General features: G+C 69.7%; 17 protein-coding genes and 1 pseudogene. 9 read left to right on the forward strand and 9 right to left on the reverse strand.

What is annotated here, in order from left to right; translation table 11 throughout:
* Positions 1–15: 15 nt before the first annotated feature.
* Entirely contained in the window at positions 16–537 is a 522-nt protein-coding gene (locus AC5RV6_RS06155) for a gluconokinase (RefSeq protein WP_494006386.1), read from the reverse strand.
* 157 nt (positions 538–694) lie between these two features.
* On the opposite strand from AC5RV6_RS06155, the gene AC5RV6_RS06160 reads away from it, so the two are divergent.
* Positions 695–1405, forward strand: coding sequence for a FadR/GntR family transcriptional regulator (locus AC5RV6_RS06160; protein ID WP_494006387.1), 711 nt, complete (start codon positions 695–697; stop codon positions 1403–1405).
* A gap of 76 nt (positions 1406–1481) precedes the next feature.
* On the opposite strand, the gene AC5RV6_RS06165 is transcribed toward AC5RV6_RS06160, so the two are convergent.
* Positions 1482–1979 carry a Dps family protein gene (locus AC5RV6_RS06165; protein WP_494006388.1) on the reverse strand — a complete coding sequence of 166 codons (498 nt, stop codon included), beginning with the start codon at positions 1977–1979 and terminating at the stop codon, positions 1482–1484.
* Between the two features lie 154 nt (positions 1980–2133).
* Between AC5RV6_RS06165 and AC5RV6_RS06170 the strand changes: the two are divergent.
* Positions 2134–2577, forward strand: a pseudogene (locus tag AC5RV6_RS06170) (SRPBCC family protein); the annotation flags it as partial.
* 239 nt (positions 2578–2816) lie between these two features.
* Here the strand turns inward: AC5RV6_RS06170 and AC5RV6_RS06175 are convergent.
* Together AC5RV6_RS06175 and AC5RV6_RS06180 are read right to left on the reverse strand one after the other, a co-directional pair.
* Positions 2817–4298, reverse strand: coding sequence for an FAD-dependent oxidoreductase (locus AC5RV6_RS06175; protein ID WP_494006389.1), 1482 nt, complete (start codon positions 4296–4298; stop codon positions 2817–2819).
* A 52-nt stretch (positions 4299–4350) separates the two neighbouring features.
* Positions 4351–5148, reverse strand: coding sequence for an SDR family oxidoreductase (locus AC5RV6_RS06180; protein WP_494006390.1), 798 nt, complete (start codon positions 5146–5148; stop codon positions 4351–4353).
* Between the two features lie 134 nt (positions 5149–5282).
* On the opposite strand from AC5RV6_RS06180, the gene AC5RV6_RS06185 reads away from it, so the two are divergent.
* The 3 genes from AC5RV6_RS06185 (at position 5283) to AC5RV6_RS06195 (ending at position 6779) form a co-directional block, all read left to right on the forward strand.
* The gene (locus AC5RV6_RS06185; RefSeq protein WP_494006391.1) at positions 5283–5780 is read left to right on the forward strand and encodes a DUF4383 domain-containing protein; all 498 of its coding nucleotides are present in this window, start codon (positions 5283–5285) and stop codon (positions 5778–5780) included.
* Between the two features lie 132 nt (positions 5781–5912).
* Positions 5913–6473: a cysteine hydrolase family protein gene (locus AC5RV6_RS06190; RefSeq protein ID WP_494006392.1), complete on the forward strand. Its 561-nt coding sequence runs from the start codon at positions 5913–5915 to the stop codon at positions 6471–6473.
* 69 nt (positions 6474–6542) lie between these two features.
* Positions 6543–6779: a DUF2630 family protein gene (locus AC5RV6_RS06195; RefSeq protein WP_494006393.1), complete on the forward strand. Its 237-nt coding sequence runs from the start codon at positions 6543–6545 to the stop codon at positions 6777–6779.
* A gap of 36 nt (positions 6780–6815) precedes the next feature.
* Here the strand turns inward: AC5RV6_RS06195 and AC5RV6_RS06200 are convergent, their stop codons facing one another.
* Genes AC5RV6_RS06200 through AC5RV6_RS06210 form a run of 3 tightly spaced genes read right to left on the reverse strand, consistent with a single transcriptional unit; the run spans position 6816 to position 9263 of the window.
* Positions 6816–7088: a hypothetical protein gene (locus AC5RV6_RS06200; RefSeq protein WP_494006394.1), complete on the reverse strand. Its 273-nt coding sequence runs from the start codon at positions 7086–7088 to the stop codon at positions 6816–6818.
* Positions 7089–7090: 2 nt separating this feature from the next.
* Complete coding sequence (ku, locus tag AC5RV6_RS06205) at positions 7091–8185, reverse strand: non-homologous end joining protein Ku (RefSeq protein ID WP_494006395.1); 1095 nt, start codon at positions 8183–8185, stop codon at positions 7091–7093.
* Positions 8186–8243: 58 nt separating this feature from the next.
* On the reverse strand, positions 8244–9263 hold the full coding sequence (locus AC5RV6_RS06210) for a hypothetical protein (RefSeq protein WP_494006396.1): 1020 nt from the start codon (positions 9261–9263) through the stop codon (positions 8244–8246).
* A gap of 18 nt (positions 9264–9281) precedes the next feature.
* Between AC5RV6_RS06210 and soxR the strand changes: the two genes are divergently transcribed.
* From soxR to AC5RV6_RS06225, 3 genes are all read left to right on the forward strand, one after another.
* Complete coding sequence (soxR, locus tag AC5RV6_RS06215) at positions 9282–9710, forward strand: redox-sensitive transcriptional activator SoxR (protein WP_494006397.1); 429 nt, start codon at positions 9282–9284, stop codon at positions 9708–9710.
* Between the two features lie 129 nt (positions 9711–9839).
* Positions 9840–10358 (forward strand): flavin reductase family protein, encoded by a 519-nt coding sequence (locus tag AC5RV6_RS06220; protein ID WP_494006398.1) that lies wholly within the window; start codon positions 9840–9842, stop codon positions 10356–10358.
* Between the two features lie 82 nt (positions 10359–10440).
* Positions 10441–10656 carry a PLD nuclease N-terminal domain-containing protein gene (locus AC5RV6_RS06225; protein WP_494006399.1) on the forward strand — a complete coding sequence of 72 codons (216 nt, stop codon included), beginning with the start codon at positions 10441–10443 and terminating at the stop codon, positions 10654–10656.
* A gap of 54 nt (positions 10657–10710) precedes the next feature.
* On the opposite strand, the gene AC5RV6_RS06230 is transcribed toward AC5RV6_RS06225, so the two are convergent.
* On the reverse strand, positions 10711–11943 hold the full coding sequence (locus tag AC5RV6_RS06230; protein ID WP_494006400.1) for a L,D-transpeptidase: 1233 nt from the start codon (positions 11941–11943) through the stop codon (positions 10711–10713).
* 225 nt (positions 11944–12168) lie between these two features.
* A complete protein-coding gene (locus AC5RV6_RS06235; protein WP_494006401.1) occupies positions 12169–13644 on the reverse strand; it encodes an SDR family oxidoreductase in 1476 nt (491 codons plus the stop codon).
* Between the two features lie 89 nt (positions 13645–13733).
* Here AC5RV6_RS06235 and AC5RV6_RS06240 point away from each other — a divergent pair, with 89 nt between their 5' ends.
* Positions 13734–16346, forward strand: a complete 2613-nt coding sequence (locus AC5RV6_RS06240) for an ATP-dependent DNA ligase (protein ID WP_494006402.1) — start codon at positions 13734–13736, stop codon at positions 16344–16346.
* The last annotated feature ends 12 nt before the right edge of the window (positions 16347–16358 follow it).

Below are 16358 nucleotides of genomic sequence, written 5' to 3' on the forward strand. Positions count from 1 at the left end.
GGCAGGCCGGAACGGTCAGCGGTTCTGCGGGAGCTTCAGCCGCTGCAGGATGTCCTGGGCAATCTCCGGAGGCGTCAGCATGATGTCGACGGTGATGCCCGGCTCGGTCGGGTCCAGCGGCTCCAGGGCGGCGAGCTGGGAGGTGAGCAGCGCCGGTGGCATGAAGTGCCCGCTGCGGGTCTTCATCCGTTCCCGGAGGACCTCCGGGGCACCGGAAAGGTGCACAAAATGGACGTCTCCCTCCGCAGTGCGCAGCTCGTTCCGGTAGGACCGCTTCAAGGCGGAGCAGGTGACGATGGTGGAGCGTCCATGCCGGGCCTGGATGCTCATCCAGTCCCGGATCGCGGCCAGCCACGGGCGGCGGTCGTCATCGGTGAGGGGGATTCCCGAGGTCATCTTCGCGATGTTTGCGGCGGAGTGGAACTCGTCGGCCTCCGCCGCAATCCAGCCGAGGTGCTCGGAGAGGCACGAGGCGATGGTTGTTTTTCCGGAGCCGGATACGCCCATGACGACCACGTGCTGCGGGGTAACCTCCATGGTCATCTCCTTGCTCAGCCTGCTGCGGACGACGCGTGTCGGCAGGCACCGCGATCCGTGACAAAGGTATCACCATAGAGTGGCCTGCCGCATTGCCGCGGACTACTGTGAACAGCGGGGTCCGCGGCGGGGACCGATGACGGAAGAGGGGTATCGGGTGGAACTGCGCGGATCCGCGACAGCTGCGCCGGCAGCCGTCCTCAGCGAAGGCGTGATCGAGGCCCTGGGCCGGCGCATCATCGAGGGGACGCTGCGCCCGGGGGACCGGCTGACCCTCGAATCGCTGCAGGAGGAATACCTCGTCTCCCGCACCGTGGTGCGCGAGAGCATCCGGACCCTTGAGACCCTCAACCTGGTGTACTCGAAGCGCCGGATCGGGGTGGTCGTGCAGCCCGCCCAGCGCTGGAATGTGCTCGACGCGCGGATCATGCGCTGGCGTCTGTCCGGGCGGGGCAGGGCAAGCCAGTTCCGCAGCCTGACCGAGCTGCGGGCTGCGGTTGAACCCGCCGCAGCCGCCTGCGCGGCCCGCAGCGCCGGGCTGGAGGAGCGTGCCCTCCTGGTCGAACTGGCCGAACGGATGCGCCGGACCGGCCCCGCCGGGGGCGGGGAGGACTTCCTGGCCGCCGACATAGCGTTCCATACGCTGCTGCTGCGCAGCAGCGGCAACGAGCTCTTCGCCTCGCTCGACTATGTGGTGCGTGAGGTCCTGGAGGGCCGTACCCGCCAGGGCCTGATGCCGGCCGCACCCGCCCAGGCGGTGCACCGGCACGAACTCATTGCGCGTGCAATCTCGGAGGGCCGGCCGGCGGAGGCCCAGGACCATACCGCGCGGCTGCTGGACGAGGTCCGCTCCGCCATCGGCGACTGATCCTTGCCCCCGGGAGAGAGAGCCGGAGGGGCGGGCCCGCGCGTGCGGGGTGCCCGCCCCTGCGGCCGGAGACGGACTACTCGGTGGGCTGGGTGGCCATGCCCTCCGGCGTCACCACGTCCGCCGTCGGTTCGATGTTCTCGGCATCGACCATCCAGGCATACTGCTCAAGCTTGGCAATGAAACCGTGCAGGATATCCGCGGTGGTCGGATCCTCCTCGTCCACTTGGTCGTGCACGTCCCGCATCCGGTTCACCACGGCGTTCAGCATGGCGACGACGAGGGCGACGGTGTCCCGCGTGCTGACCAGGCCCGCGGGGAACGGCGGCAGCGAGGTGCCTTCGGCGACGGCCCGGCTGCGGCCGTCCGGCACGGCCTGGAGGGCGCGCATCCGCTCGGCCAGTTCGTCCGCGAAGGTGCGGGCATCTTCGATGATTTCGTCCAGCTGCAGGTGGAGATCCCGGAAGTTGCGTCCCACGACGTTCCAGTGCGCCTGCTTGCCCTGCAGATGCAGTTCGATCAGGTCAACGAGGACGGCCTGCAGATTGGTGGTCAGTGTTTCGGATGCCTTCATTTTTTCCTCCACTCATGCGAACGGTTCTGCCCGTAAGGGAACCTGCCTAAGCAAGCTTATCAAATGTTGATAAGGCTACTTACTTTGGATAGCGTGTCAGGCGAGGGGCCGGAAAGGCCTCTGCACTGAGATTTCCACTATCGGAGGGAAGTGCATGACCACCGTAGAAGAATCAATCAACGTCGCAGTCCCCGTGACCACCGCCTACAACCAGTGGACGCAGTTCGAGTCGTTCCCCCATTTCATGGGCGGCGTGGAGTCCGTGACCCAGACCGCCGACACCATGACCCACTGGAAGACCAAGGTCGGCGGTGTGGAACGTGAGTTCGACGCCGAAATTACGGAGCAGCACCCGGACGAGCGGGTGGCCTGGAAGAGCGTCGACGGAAAGTCTCATGCCGGCGTCGTGACCTTCCACCGCCTCAGTGACACTGAGACCAGGGTGACCGTCCAGCTCGACTGGGATCCTGAAACCTTCACGGAGAAGCTGGGGCACCTGGTCGGCGCCGACGACCGCCAGGTGAAGTCCGACCTGGCCCGGTTCAAGGAGTTCATTGAGTCAAGGGGGTCCGAAACCGGCGCCTGGCGCGGCAACGTGGACGCCCCCGGCAATGCCGCCACCGGATCCGGCCCGGCTCCCGCCTCAGGTGCGGCTGCAGCGGGCACCGGCACCGCGGCCGCCACCGGCAGCGGACTCCACGCGGCTCCCTCCGCCGACCCGGCGATGGATGACCCGGAGTCCGGCGGGCCGCGGGCCGGCCTGTAGTTACCCCGGTACGAAGCCCGGCCTCCTCAGGGGGCCGGGCTTCGTCGTGTCAGGCGGGCAGCGCAGCGGCCTCAGGCCGGTTCCAGTCCCTTGGTGGCCGGACCTTCCAGCAGGGTGCCGTCGGCGGAGAAGCGGGAACCGTGCAGCGGGCAGTCCCACGACAGCTCGGCGTCGTTCCAGTTCAGCACGCCCTTCAGGTGCGGGCAGATCGCCGAGACCCGGCTGGTGACTCCGTTGACCGTGCAGATGCCCACCGGCTGCCCGTTCTCCCGGGCAACGACGCCTTCGCCTTCGACGGGCGGCTCATCGGTGGTCCGCAGCAGGCCGCCGGCCCACCCGGTGACCATGGACAGGCCCACCTCGGCGTTGTAGCCGGCGCCGGCAGCCGCGTCGCGCGGCGCCAGCTGCGGCTTGTAGAGCCGGGCCGCCCAATCGTTTCGGCCGCCGAGGATCTGCGCCGAAAGCGCCAGGGCGGCCGCGACGGCGTTGGTCATGCCCCACTTGTTGTAGCCGGTGGCGGCATAGACGTCGCCCCCGCCCAGCGGAACCCTGCCGACATACGGCATCTTGGAGGCGGGGGAATAGTCCTGGGCGGACCAGGCGTAGCTGCGCTCGGCCAGCACCGGGAAACGGTCGACGGTCCAGCCGGTGAGGTCGTCCACCAGGTCCCGGGTGTGGCGGTGCCGCCCCACCGTATGGCCGTTGCCGCCTGTCAGCAGATACTCCGTCCCGTCGACGGCGGCGGTCCGCAGGGAGCGGCTCGGGGAGTCGACGGACAGGTACATTCCCTGCGGCACCCGGCCGGTGGTGGGCAGGGCGACGGCGTACGAGCGCTGCGGCTTGAGCGCGGCGAAGTACCCGCCGCGGTCCAGGAACGGTATGCCGGTGGCCAGGATGACATTGCCGGCGGAGACCTCACCGGACCCGGTGGTCAGCCGCGCCTGTCCGCCCTCGTGCCGCAGGGAGGTGACGCGGACGCCCTCGACGAGCTGCCCGCCGCGGGCACGCAGCTCGGCCGCCAGCGCCGCCAGCGCCTGCAGCGGATGGATCTGCGCCTGTCCGGGCAGGCGCAGGGCGCCGCTGACCGCCCACGGCAGCTCGGTTTCGGTGGTCAGCTCCACATCGAGGCCGGCCGCGTGCGCGGCATCCCGTTCAGCTTCCAGGCTCCGGCGCCCCTTGGCCGTCTCCGCGTAGGTCCAGGCGTCCCGGACGTCGTATCCGACGCCGTTCTCATCCAGGAAGCGCAGCAGCCAGCTTTGCCCCTCCCGATTGCCCTCGACGTAGGCGCGCACCGCGTCGTCGTCGTGGTGCTGGCGGATCGAGGAGAGGGTGGTGCCTTGGAGCAGGGAGACCTTGGCGGTGGTGTTGCCGGTGGTGACGGCGCCCACCCGGCGGGCCTCGAGCACGGCCGTGCTCAGTCCGGCGCGGGCCAGCAGGACCGCGGCGGTCAGCCCGGTCAGCCCGGCGCCCACCACGACGGCGTCGTAGCTGGCTCCCGGGGCAAAGGTGTCGGTATCAATGGACGGGGCGGTGTCGAGCCAAAGGGATTTCATCGGGTCCTCTCCGAGTCCGGCGGGTTCCTGGGGGCAGCGGTCGGCGGGGCGGTCAGCCCTCCCGCCAGTCCGCGGCGGTGATGTGGGAACCGCCCTGCGGCCCCATCTGCAGCATTCCGCCGTCCACCGGCCAGGACGCGCCGGTCACGTAGGACGCAGCGGGGGAGGCCAGGAAGGCGACGACCTCGGCGATTTCCCAGGCGTCGCCGGGCCGGCCGAGCGGGATGCCGGGGCGGTCCTTGGCCCGGGGATCCTCATTGTCCTGATCGGTCATCGGGGTGGCGATTTCTCCGGGAGCGACGGCGTTGACCGTGATCCCGTGCTGTCCGAGCTCAAGCGCCATGACCTTCAGGAGGCCCCCGAGTCCGTGTTTGGAGGCGGTGTAGGCGGCCGAGCCGACCCGCGGCTGGTGCTCGTGCACGCTGGTGATGCCGATGATCCGGCCGCCGCGCGCGGCGTCGGCCATCAGCCGGGCGGCGGTCTGCAGGCAGACGAAGGCGCCGTTGAGGTTGGTGTTGACGGTCTGCATCCAGGTGTCGAAGGGCACCTCGAGGAACTTCTCGCCGTCACCCGTTCCGGCATTGTTGACGAAGACGTCCAGCCCGCCGAGCTGCTGTGCGAGCTGTTCGATGACCGGACCGCAGCTGAGCGGATCGGAGGTGTCGATCTGCGCCGTGTACGCCTCCCGCCCCAGGGCCCGGACCTCCTCCGCGGTGCCCAGGGCACCCTCCTCGTCCGTATGCCAGGTGATGCCCACGTCCATTCCCGCCCGGGCCAGGGCCACGGCCGTCGCCCTGCCGATTCCGGAATCCGCTGCGGTGATGATCGCCCTGCTGGGTGCCTCCGGCATTTATTCCTCCTTCGTTTCGAACAATAGTAAGCATGCTTCCCATGAATCGGGCACTGTGCAAGAGTTGAAACACCACCGCGGGTGCGCCAGCTCGGTGGGCGCCCGGCCCGCATTTCCGACGCACGGGAGTCGATATGTCATACGCACAGAGCGGCAGCGGCGGACTTTCCACCCGCCGTACCTCAGCACAGATCGCAGCGATCGTCTTCGGCATCGCCTTCCTGGTCCTGGGGGTGGCCGGGTTCATTCCCGGACTCACCACCGAATACGGTTCCCTGCTGTTCGCGGGGCCCGATTCCACCGCCGTCCTGCTGGGCGTCTTCCAGGTTTCGATCCTGCACAACGTGGTCCACATGCTGCTGGGCTTCGCGGGTCTCTGGATGGCGCGCACCAACTCCTCCGCGAAGACCTACCTGATCGGTGCAGGCGTCCTGTACCTGCTGCTGTTCCTGTACGGACTGCTGGTGCCCCTCGGCTCGCAGGCCAACTTCGTGCCCTTGAACCAGGCGGACAACTGGCTGCACCTGTTCCTGGCGGCGGCCATGATCATCCTGGGCTTTGCCCTGGGCAACTCCACCCGACGTGCCGGAACCGGCGGCTACCCCTCCGGCGAGGGCTACGTGCCCAACTAGGCCTGCAGCCCGGCCGGTCCGGCCGCGTCCATCCTGCACCAGCCGCCCCCGGCAGCAGCCGGGGGCGGCTGCATGCAGTGCGGCGGCAGTGGCAGACTGGGAGGCACCACCGGCCCGACGGGAAGGAATCCCTTGTCCACTGCACTTCTGGTCATCGATATGCAGAATGCCTACTTTGAAAGCCCTGAGCTGCAGAAGCACCAGGCGCGGATGGTCGAAAAGACCAACGAGCTGATCCGCATCGCCCGCTCCGCGGACGTTCCCGTCCTCATGGTCTGCACCGAGCACGAGCAGGACCGGTCCACCTGGACGCTGAGCATGCTCGACGACGGACAGGGCTTCATTTTCAGCGGCAGCGAGCAGGCGGACTTTATTCCCGGATTGGAATATGAACAGCTGCCCCGCCTGGTCAAGACCCGCGACAGCGCTTTCGTGGGTACCGATCTGCTGCTGCGGCTGCGGAACTGGAATGTGGAGCACCTGGTGCTGGCCGGCGTCGCCACCCACAACTGTGTGGGACAGACCGCCGCCGAGGCGTTCGCGCACAACTTCCGGGTGGTTTTCGCCGGCGAGGCCGTGGCCTCCACCGACGAGGAATACGAAAAATCGATGCTCAAGATGCTGACCGACGAATACCGCCAGCAGATCATGGACAACGCCGAGCTCAGGACGTTCCTGACCGGCTCGGACTGACGCGCCGCGCCGCTGCACCCCGCCCCGGCGGGGTGGTTCCCGGCCGCCGGGTGTGGCTAGGGTGTGGTCATGGACACTGACGATATTCAGCAGCGCATCCAGGACCTTGTCGAGCGCGAACAGGAGCTGCGCGACGCCGGGCCGGACGCCGGCCCCGAGCACGCCGCCACGCTCCGCCGCACCGAGGAGCAGCTGGACCAGCTCTGGGACCTGCTCCGGCAGCGGCGGGCGAAGCTCGACGCCGGAGAGAATCCCGACGACGCGGAGGTCCGCCCGGTCGACGAAGTGGAAGGCTACCGGCAGTAGCCGCTCCTGCTCCGGGGGCCGCGGGCCCGGAACAGGTCAGCGGCCGGAGCGGTCGCCCGGCAGCAGGACCCGGGACAGGGTCCAGGCCCCGACCGTGCGGCGGAACCAGCTTTCCCCGCCGAACGCCTCCAGCGCCGCCCACAGCGCCAGGGACCAGCGGGCCAGACGCGCCATCAGCGTCTGGTAGCGGGGAGTCAGCGCCATCAGCGAGGCGGCCCCGAAGCCCGCAGCGGCGAGCAGCGGGGCATTCGGCTTCTCAATGATGGTCTGCCGTCCGAACCGGTCCTTGAAGAAACTGCTCAGCCACATGCTCAGGCCCCTTTCCTGGTCCTCGTGCTCTTGGCGGTGCCCGACTTGCCGGTAGCCGTCTTGGAGGACGACTTCGCGGTGCCGGATTTCGTGCCGCTGCTCCGGGACGAGGAGCTGCGGGCGGACGTGCTGCGGGACGATGTCCCCTTCGACGAGGTGCTCTTCGAGGAAGACGAGGACGAGGAGCCCGACGACGACTTCGAGCCGCCGGAAGAGGACCGGGACCGTGACCGGGACGGAGCCTTCGCGTCGTCGTCCTCCTTGGCATCCGATGCATCGTCGGAGTCCTTGGCGGAGCCGCCGGAGGAACGCCGGCCGCGGCCCTTTTCGACGCTGCGGCGCAGAGCCTCCATCAGGTCCAGGACCTTGCCGCCCTCCTCCTCTTCGTCCTCGCCGAAGGTGTCCTCGGTGCTGACCGTTTCCCCCTTCTCCAGCTTGGCCTCGATCAGCGTCTTCAGCTGCTCCTGGTACTCGTCGGTGAACGCGGCCGGCTCGAAGTCGGAGCTGAAGGAATCCACCAGCGCGGAGGACATCTCCAGTTCCTTGGCCGAGATGCGCACCTTCTCATCCAGCGACGGGAAGGCGGCCTCGCGGACCTCGTCCTCCCAGAGCAGGGTCTGCAGCACCAGGACGTCCCCGCGCACCCGCAGCGCGCCCAGCCGCGTCTTCTGGCGCAGCGAGAACTGCACGATGGCCGTCCGGTCGGTCTCCTCCAGGGTGCGGCGCAGCAGCACGTAGGACTTCGTCGACTTCGAATCCGGCTCGAGGTAATACGTCCGGTCGAACATGATCGGGTCCACTTGGTCGCTGGGCACGAATTCGACGACGTCGATCTCCCGGCTCTTCTCCACCGGCAGGGACGCGAGATCCTCATCGGTCAGGACCACGGTCTGCTCGCCGTCGTCGTAGGCCTTGGCGATGTCCTTGTAGTCCACGACCTTGCCGCAGATCTCGCAGCGCCGCTGGTAACGGATCCGGCCGCCGTCGTGGTCGTGGACCTGGTGCAGGCTCACGTCGTGGTCTTCGGTGGCGGAATAGACCTTGACCGGAACATTGACCAGGCCGAAGGCGATCGCGCCCTTCCAGATGGCTCTCATGGAACCAGTGAACACCAAGCACGCTTGGCACCGCCACAGTCCGTCGGCCGGTGACAGGTCAGCCCGCGTCCGGGAACAGGGCATCGGCGACCGCCCGGAAGCCCTCGGCGCTGCGGACATAGGACCCGTGCGACTGCGGAAACGCCTCACCGGAGATCAGCTCGACGTCACGCACCGGATGGGTGCGCACCGCCGCCGGCCAGACCCGTTCGGCGCAGAAAGCCAGCAGGTCCCGGCGGTCCCAGAGGTTCAGCCACGGCGCCGACGGCGCGGAAGCCGGTGCCGCGGCCGGGTCCGCCCCGGGCACGGCGAGCCCGAGCAGAGCCAGCCAGGGCGCCTGCGATCCGGCGGTCACCAGCAGATCCACGCCGAGGCCGGCGGCATCGGACTCCCGCAGCACATCCACGGCCGCGACCCCGCCCAGGCTGTGCCCGTAGAGGACGACGGGGCGGACGGGAGCCGAGGCCGCCAGGTCGGAGCGGATGAGCTCCCGCACCCGGGCGCCCTGGGCCAGGTAGAAGCCGATGTTGCGGGCAAAGTCGCCGGCGGCGTCGGTTAGCGCGGCCCGGTGCCGGACCGCGACGCCGGTCAGCAGGCCAAGCAGGGCGTCCCCGGTCAGCTGCCCGGCGGCCGCACCCAGTTCCGCCGCCGCATCCGCTGCCGCATCCGCTGCCACGTCCGCTGCGGCCCGCGCCCTCGCAGGTCCCGCCGCCTGCCCCGCCGCGGCGGGCTCCTCCTCCGGCAGCGCCGGTGCGGCGGGAAGGTCAGGCGGAGCGATCCGGGTCCAGTCCAGGACCTGCAGCCCGAAACGGGCCAGGCGCGGTTCCCCGGCGAGGCCCGCACGCAGCTGATCGGCCACCGAGCCGTCGGTCAGCCCGGTGCCCTGCAGGAAGACCAGGGTGCCCTGGCCGGCGTCGGCGGCGATGTCCGGCTCCTTTCCAAAGAGGCCCGATTCCAGGTGCTGGGATACTGGAGGATGGCGCGATGCTACCGGAGCAGGCCCCCGGCCGGGAGCCAGGGCGGGATGCCGGAGCGTCGGCGGCCGGACAGGACAGCGGAGCAGCGGACAGCTGCGCACAAGGAAGGCAGGCGGGCCATGCCCTCCACGGAACTGACGGTCGGCCAGCTGGCCGAGCGCAGCGGCGTGGCGGTGTCCGCGCTGCACTTCTACGAACGGCAGGGGCTGATTTCCAGCCGCCGCACGGCGGGCAACCAGCGCCGGTTCGACCGGTCCATGCTGCGCCGGGTGGCGGTGATCCGCGCCGCCCAGCGTGCCGGCATTCCGCTGGCGGTGATCGCTCAGGCATTCTCCGAGCTGCCGGCCGACGGCGTTCCGGACCAGGCGGACTGGCAGCGGCTTTCCGCAGCCTGGCGGCGCGAGCTGGATGACCGGATCCATCGGCTGGAGGCGCTGCGGGACCGGCTGGGCGGGTGCATCGGATGCGGCTGCCTGTCGCTGGCGGAGTGCCGGTTCGTCAACCCTGACGACGCGGCGCGGGGCACCGGCTCGGGGGTCCTGGAGTAGCCGGACGGACGGCCCGCACCGCGCCGGGGTCCGGCAGGCGGGACGGATTTGACCTCAACCAATGTTGAGGTCTTAGCGTGGAGGGATGTTCAGCGCAGGCGCCGCAACCGGCCAAGGGAGCACCACCCCATGACCTCCACCCGCATGTCCAGCCCGGTCCTGGTGGACCGCTTCAAGGACGCGTTCCGCAACCACCCCGCAGGCGTTGCCGTGATCACCGCCCGCAGCGGCGAGGCGCCGGTCGGGCTGACCGCGTCCTCGGTGGCCTCGGTCTCCGCCGAGCCGCCCATCCTGGCCTTCTCGCTGGCCTCGCAGGCCGGCTCGGCCGGCGCGGTCAGCGCCGCGGAGACGATCGTCGTCCACCTGCTGTCCGATGCGAATGTGGAGCTTGCCCGCAGCTTTGCCCGGCCGGGCGGAGAACGCTTCACCGATCCCCGCCAGTGGTCCTGGCTGCCCGGCGGTGAACCGCTGCTGCACGGCACCGCCTTTGCGCTGCGCTGCCGGATCCTCTCCCGCACCCCGGTCGGGGCGTCGGTCCTGATCGCAGCGCAGGTCGAAGAGGTCCTCGAGACGAACGACGACGCCGCGCCGTTGGTCTACCACAACAGATCCTTCCACCGGCTTTCCGCAGGCTCGCTGCTGCCCTGAGCCGCCGCAGGGTAGATTGGGGACCCCGACGCGGCGCACCCGCCGCACCTCGGCCCCGTGCAGGATTCAGGAAGGAACCCTCATGCCCAAGCGCAGACTCTCCGACCTCACCCCCGGCCAGAAGAAGTCACTGGGTGCCGCCGGCGTCGTCCAGGTCGGCCTGGCCGTCGCAGCGCTGGTCGACATCTGGCGCCGTCCCGCAGCCCGGGTGCGCGGGAACCGGATTGCGTGGTCCATGGCCTGCGGCATCAACTTCCTCGGCCCGGCGGCCTGGTTCCTGTTCGGACGCCGCCGCTGAGCTGAGGGAGGGCTCTCCTGCGGCAGGTGCCCTGCCTGAGGCAGGGCGTGGGCGTCAGCCGGCCGCGTACTGCTCCCACGGGGTGTTCCAGTCCCCGTAGCCGTCGCCGATCGGCACGGGCGGGAAACCGGTGTTGAGCACCTGGACCACGTCGCCCGGGTCGAAGGTGTCCATGAAGTACTGCGCGCCCTCAGGGGACATGCCGACGCAGCCGTGCGAGACGTTGAGGACGCCCAGCGCCCCCATGGCTCCCGGCAGGGCCTGGTGCACGAACACGCCGCCGTGGGTCAGCCGGCTGGCGTTGGTCGCGTCGAACGGCTCGTAGTAGGCCGGGTCGCCCGGCTTCAGGCCGATGCTCTCGGCCCGGAACGGCACGGAGCGGTGCTGTTCCATGACCACCAGGTAGCCCTCGGGGGAGGGCCACTCGGCGTCGCCCAGGGTGACCGGGAAGGTGCGGGTGAGCTGGCCGTCGACAAAGACCTGCATGGTCTTAGTGTTGTTGTCCACCACGGCCAGCCTGGTGTTGTGCGTGCTGAAGGTGCGCTCTTCGTTGAAGTTGCCGATCATGCCGTTGCCGAAGTCCACGCCGAACAGCTGCATGTCCACCTTCACGGTGGTGTACGGTGCCCAGAACTCGGCGGCCCGGTAGCGGGCCTTGGTGTCGGTGACCCAGTGCCAGGCGCCTTCCTGCCCGGAGCTGACGTCCACGGTGATCGCCGCTTCGACGGCGTCCTTGTTCAGGACCGGTTCGCTGAAGTTGATTTCGATGGGCTGCCCGACGCCGACGACCGCGCCGTCGAGCGGGTACATGAAGGCGTTGGCCTCGTTGGGCGGGGTGACCGTGGCGAAGCTGCTGGTCTCGGTGACCCGCGAGCCGTCGTCGCCCGCGAGGACGACCTTCATCTCGTACTGCGTGTTGAAGGCCAGCGGACCGTCGGCCCGCCACAGCGCGCCGTCCTCGTCCAGGGTCCCCTGCACTGCCTCGCCGCCGCCGGCGGGACGGAGGGTAACGCTGTCGATCTCGGCGTTCACGGCAGCCACTTCGGCAACCGTGATCGGGTTGACCTCCAGTGCCCCGTCGGCGGGCACGGTGGTGACGCTCACCGGCCCCGCGGCGGTCGGGGCGGCGCTCGGCGAGGCGGACGGCTGCTGCCCGGCCGCCGGCCGGCTGCTGCGGTCAAAGGCTCCCAGCGCCCAGGCGGCACCCAGGGCCACGGCAACGACCACCACGATGACGGTGGTCCAGACTGCCGCTTTCCTGCGACCGGTGCTGCTTGATTCCTGCACTGTGAGAGATCCCCCTGGGAAGTGTGTGCTGCGCCGGTCAGCCGGCGTCGTCGTCCGGTGCCGATCGGCCCGGGCATTCCAGTCCATTCTGCCGCCGATGGCCGGAGGCGAACACTGTTGTGCGCCCTGATGATACGCGAAAGTTATGAGCGCCCGCTGGACCGGACGCCTCGATGACGGCACGTCCTCCCTGCCCCGAAGGCTCGTCCGGCAGGGCCGGGGGCCTCAGGCCGGCAGTCGGGAAGCCTGGCGGAGGATGTTGCGGGCCATGGCGGGGAAGATCAGGCCGTGGAACGGGGAGATCAGCCACCAGTAGAGCCGGCCGGTCAGCCCGCGGGGAAAGTAGATGGCCCGCTGGCGGTACACGCTGCCGCCGTTTCCGTCCGGATCCACGGCCAGTTCCAGCCAGGCCCGGCCGGGGACGCGCATTTCCGCCCGCAGCCGCAGCAGGCTGCCGCGCTCGAGCAGCTCCACCCGCCACCAGTCGACGACGTCGCCGGTGTACAGGCGCTTGGGGTGGCGCCGGCCGCGGCTGAGCCCGGCGCCGCCGACCGTCTTGTCCAGGATTCCGCGCAGCGCCCATGCCATCGGCAGCGAGTACCAGCCGTTGCGCCCGCCGATGCCTTCGATTACTTCCCACACCCGGGCCGGGGCGACCTCGCCCCGGCGCTGGCGGGAATCGATGTACACCTTCCGGCCGGCCCACTCCGGGTCGCTGGGCAGCGGCTGGGATGCCGCATCGGCGGCGGGGGTGGCGCCGGCCCAGGTGGTCTCCACCTCGCCGCGCTGCTCCTTGCCCAGTGCCCGGCGCACCGCCTCCCGGTAGCCGGTGTGCCCGCCGGCGGGAGCCGGCACGTACCGGTCGATGTCATGTTCCTTCGCGACGGCGTCGTGCTGCAGCGACTCGACCAGCGGCCGGGACATGGCCAGCGGAATCGGGGTCACCAGCGCCACCCAGAGCCCGGCCAGGCGGGGCGCGGGCAGCGGCAGGGCGAAGATCCGCCGCTGCGGCAGGCCGGCTTCGGCGGCGTAGCCGTTCATGATCTCCGCGTAGGTGAGCACCTCCCGGGAGCCCAGGTCGAAGGTGCGGTTGGTGTCCGCCGGCAGGTCCACGGCCCGCGCCAGGTAGTGCAGCACGTCGCGGACCGCGATCGGTTCGATCCTGCGGCGGACCCAGGACGGCGCGGGCATCACCGGCAGGGTTTCGGTCAGGTGCCGGATCATCTCGAAGGACGCGGAGCCGGAGCCGATGACGACCCCGGCCTGCAGGACCACCGCCGGGACCGCGGAGTCCAGGAAGACCTGCCCGACGGCGGTGCGGGAGCGCATGTGCGGGGACAGTTCCCCCTCGTCCGGGTGCAGTCCGCCGAGGTAGATGATCCTGCGGACCCCGGCGTCCTCGGCGGCGCGGGCCGTGTTTCGCGCGATGGCCTCCTCCTGTCCCGCGAACCCGGCACCGGAGGCCATGGAATGGACCAGGAAGTAGACGGTGTCGATGTCCCGAAAGGCTTCACGCACGGAGTCGGGGTCGGACAGGTCGCCCTGCCGGATGTCGACGTCGGCCGCCCAGGGCACGTCGCGAAGCTTGTCCGGACTGCGGGCCAGGACCGTGACGCGGTGCCCGTCCTCGAGCAGCAGCGGCACCAGCCGCCCGCCGATGTAGCCGGTCGCGCCGGTGACCAGGATGCGTTCTTGGGCCATGGGGCCAAGATAGCCCCTCCTCCAAGCGAATACTAAGCACGCTGACGAAATGCTGGCCTTTTGCCTTCAATCCCGCAAGACTAGGGGATATGGCGGGAACCACGGGGACAAAGTCGCAGCAGGAAACGGTCAGCGTTGACGGACACCGGCTGCGCCTGACCAACCTCGACAAGGTCCTGTATCCGGAAACCGGAACCACGAAGGCCGACATCCTCGCCTACTACGCCGCCGTCGCGGACTTCATGATTCCGCATGCCAGGATGCGCCCCGCCACCCGCAAGCGGTGGGTGCACGGCGTCGGCACGCCGGAGAAGCCCGGGCAGGTGTTCTTCCAGAAGAACATCGAGGACTCCGCCCCCAAATGGGTCAAGAGCTTCCCGATCGAGCACAAGAGCGGCACCAACATCTACCCGGTGGTCAATGACCTGGCCACGCTGACCTGGCTGGCCCAGTCCGCCGCGCTGGAGATCCACGTGCCGCAGTGGCAGTTCGGACCGCGCGGAGCGATCCGCAATCCGGACCGGCTGGTGCTGGACCTGGATCCCGGCGAGGGCGCGGGGCTGGCCGAGTGCGCCCAGGTGGCCCGCTGGGCCAAATCGATCTTCGACGACATGGGCCTCGATGCCCGGCCGGTGACCAGCGGCTCCAAGGGCATCCACCTCTACGTGGCGCTGGACGGAACCCAGACCGCGGACGAGGTGAACGCCGTCGCCCATGAACTGGCCCGGGCCCTGGAGGCCGACCATTCGGACCTGGTGGTCTCCGACATGAAAAAGTCCCTGCGCACCGGCAAGGTGCTGGTGGACTGGAGCCAGAACAACGCCAACAAGACCACCATCTGCCCCTACTCGCTCCGCGGCCGGTTCCGGCCCATGGTCGCCGCGCCGCGGACCTGGGAGGAGCTCGAGGATCCCGACCTGGACCATCTGGACTACGAACAGGTGCTGGACCGGCTGGACACGCTGGGCGATCCGCTGGCGGGCCTGGAGCAGGGCGGGGACGACGCCGGCGAGCTGAGCGAAGGTGCGCTTGCCGAAGCCGTGGACCGGCCCGAAACCGGCGGTGACGGAGCCGGCGAAGAGGGAACGAACGGCGGCGGATCCAGCCGCCCGGATCGACTGAGCAAGTACCGGAGCATGCGCGATCCGGAGAAGACGCCCGAGCCCGTTCCCGCCGAGCCGGCCCCCGCGCGGGAGGGCAACAGCTTCGTCATCCAGGAGCACCACGCCCGGCGGCTGCACTGGGACTTCCGGCTGGAGCACGACGGCGTGCTGGTCTCCTGGGCGCTGCCCAAAGGCCCGCCCACCTCGCCGGGGAAGAACCACCTGGCCGTGCAGACCGAGGACCATCCGCTGGACTACGGCACGTTCGAAGGACATATTCCAAAAGGAGAATATGGCGGCGGGGACGTCACCATCTGGGACCACGGGACCTACGAGCGGGAAAAGTGGCGGGACGGCAAGGAGGTCATCGCGGTGCTGCACGGCCAGCCCGACGGCGGCCTGGCGGGCCAGGGCAGCAGCGTCCGCCGGTTCGCGCTGATCCACACCGGAGGCGGCCGGGAACAGGGCAAGGACAACTGGCTGATCCACCTGATGAAGGAGCAGCCCGCCCCCCAGGACGGCGACGGCGGCGACCAGGCCGAGGACGTTCCACCGCCGCCCACCACCCGCCGTCCGCTGCCCGAGGTTCCCGACGCCAAAGCCGTCGCCGCGGACAGGGCCGACGCCGGGATGCCGGCGCTGGAACCCATGCTCGCCACCCTCGGCACCCGGGCGGACATCGGCGACGAGGACGGCTGGGGTTACGAAATGAAGTGGGACGGCGTCCGGGCCATCGCCGACGTCACCCCCGAGGGCGTCCGGCTGATCAGCCGCAACGGCAACGACATGACCGCCGCCTACCCCGAACTTCAGCAGCTGGCCGAACGGCTCAACGGGGAACGTGCGGTGCTCGACGGCGAGATCGTGGCCCTCAACGCCGCCGGCCGGCCGGACTTCGGCCTGCTCCAGCCGCGGATGCACCTGACGAAGAAAAGGGAGATCGACGCCGCCGCGGCCCGTACCCCGGTGCACTTCATGCTCTTCGACCTGCTCTGGCTGGACGGCAACTCCCTGCAGGATCTGACCTATCTGCAGCGGCGGGAGATCCTGGAATCCGCCGTCGAACCCGAACCGGAGGGCACCATCCAGGTGCCCCCGGTGCTGCAGCTGGACCTGGACGAGGCCATGGACTCCAGCCGCGAACTCGGGCTGGAAGGCGTGATGGCCAAGCGGCTGGACAGCTCCTACGCTCCCGGCCGGCGCTCCAAGGCCTGGATCAAGCTCAAGCACCAGCTGACCCAGGAAGTGGTCATCGTCGGCTGGCGGCCCGGGAAGGGCAACCGGGCGAACAAGGTCGGTTCCCTGCTGGTGGCGGTGCCCGACGGCACCGAGCTGCAGTACATCGGCCGGGTCGGCTCCGGGCTGGGCGAGAAGGACCTCGCCGTGCTCGGATCGAAGCTGAAGAAGATGGGCCGCAAGACCGCTCCGCTGCCCGATGTGCCCCGCACCGACGCCGCCGATGCGCACTGGGTCCGCCCCGCCCTGGTCGGCGAAGTGACCTACGCCGAGATGACCGGAACCGGCAAGCTGCGCCACCCCGTCTGGCGCGGCCTGCGGCCGGACAAGAAGCCCTCCGACGTCGTCCTGGAGGTTCCGTAGCGGAACCCGAAC

The organism is Arthrobacter saudimassiliensis, assembly GCF_059090665.1.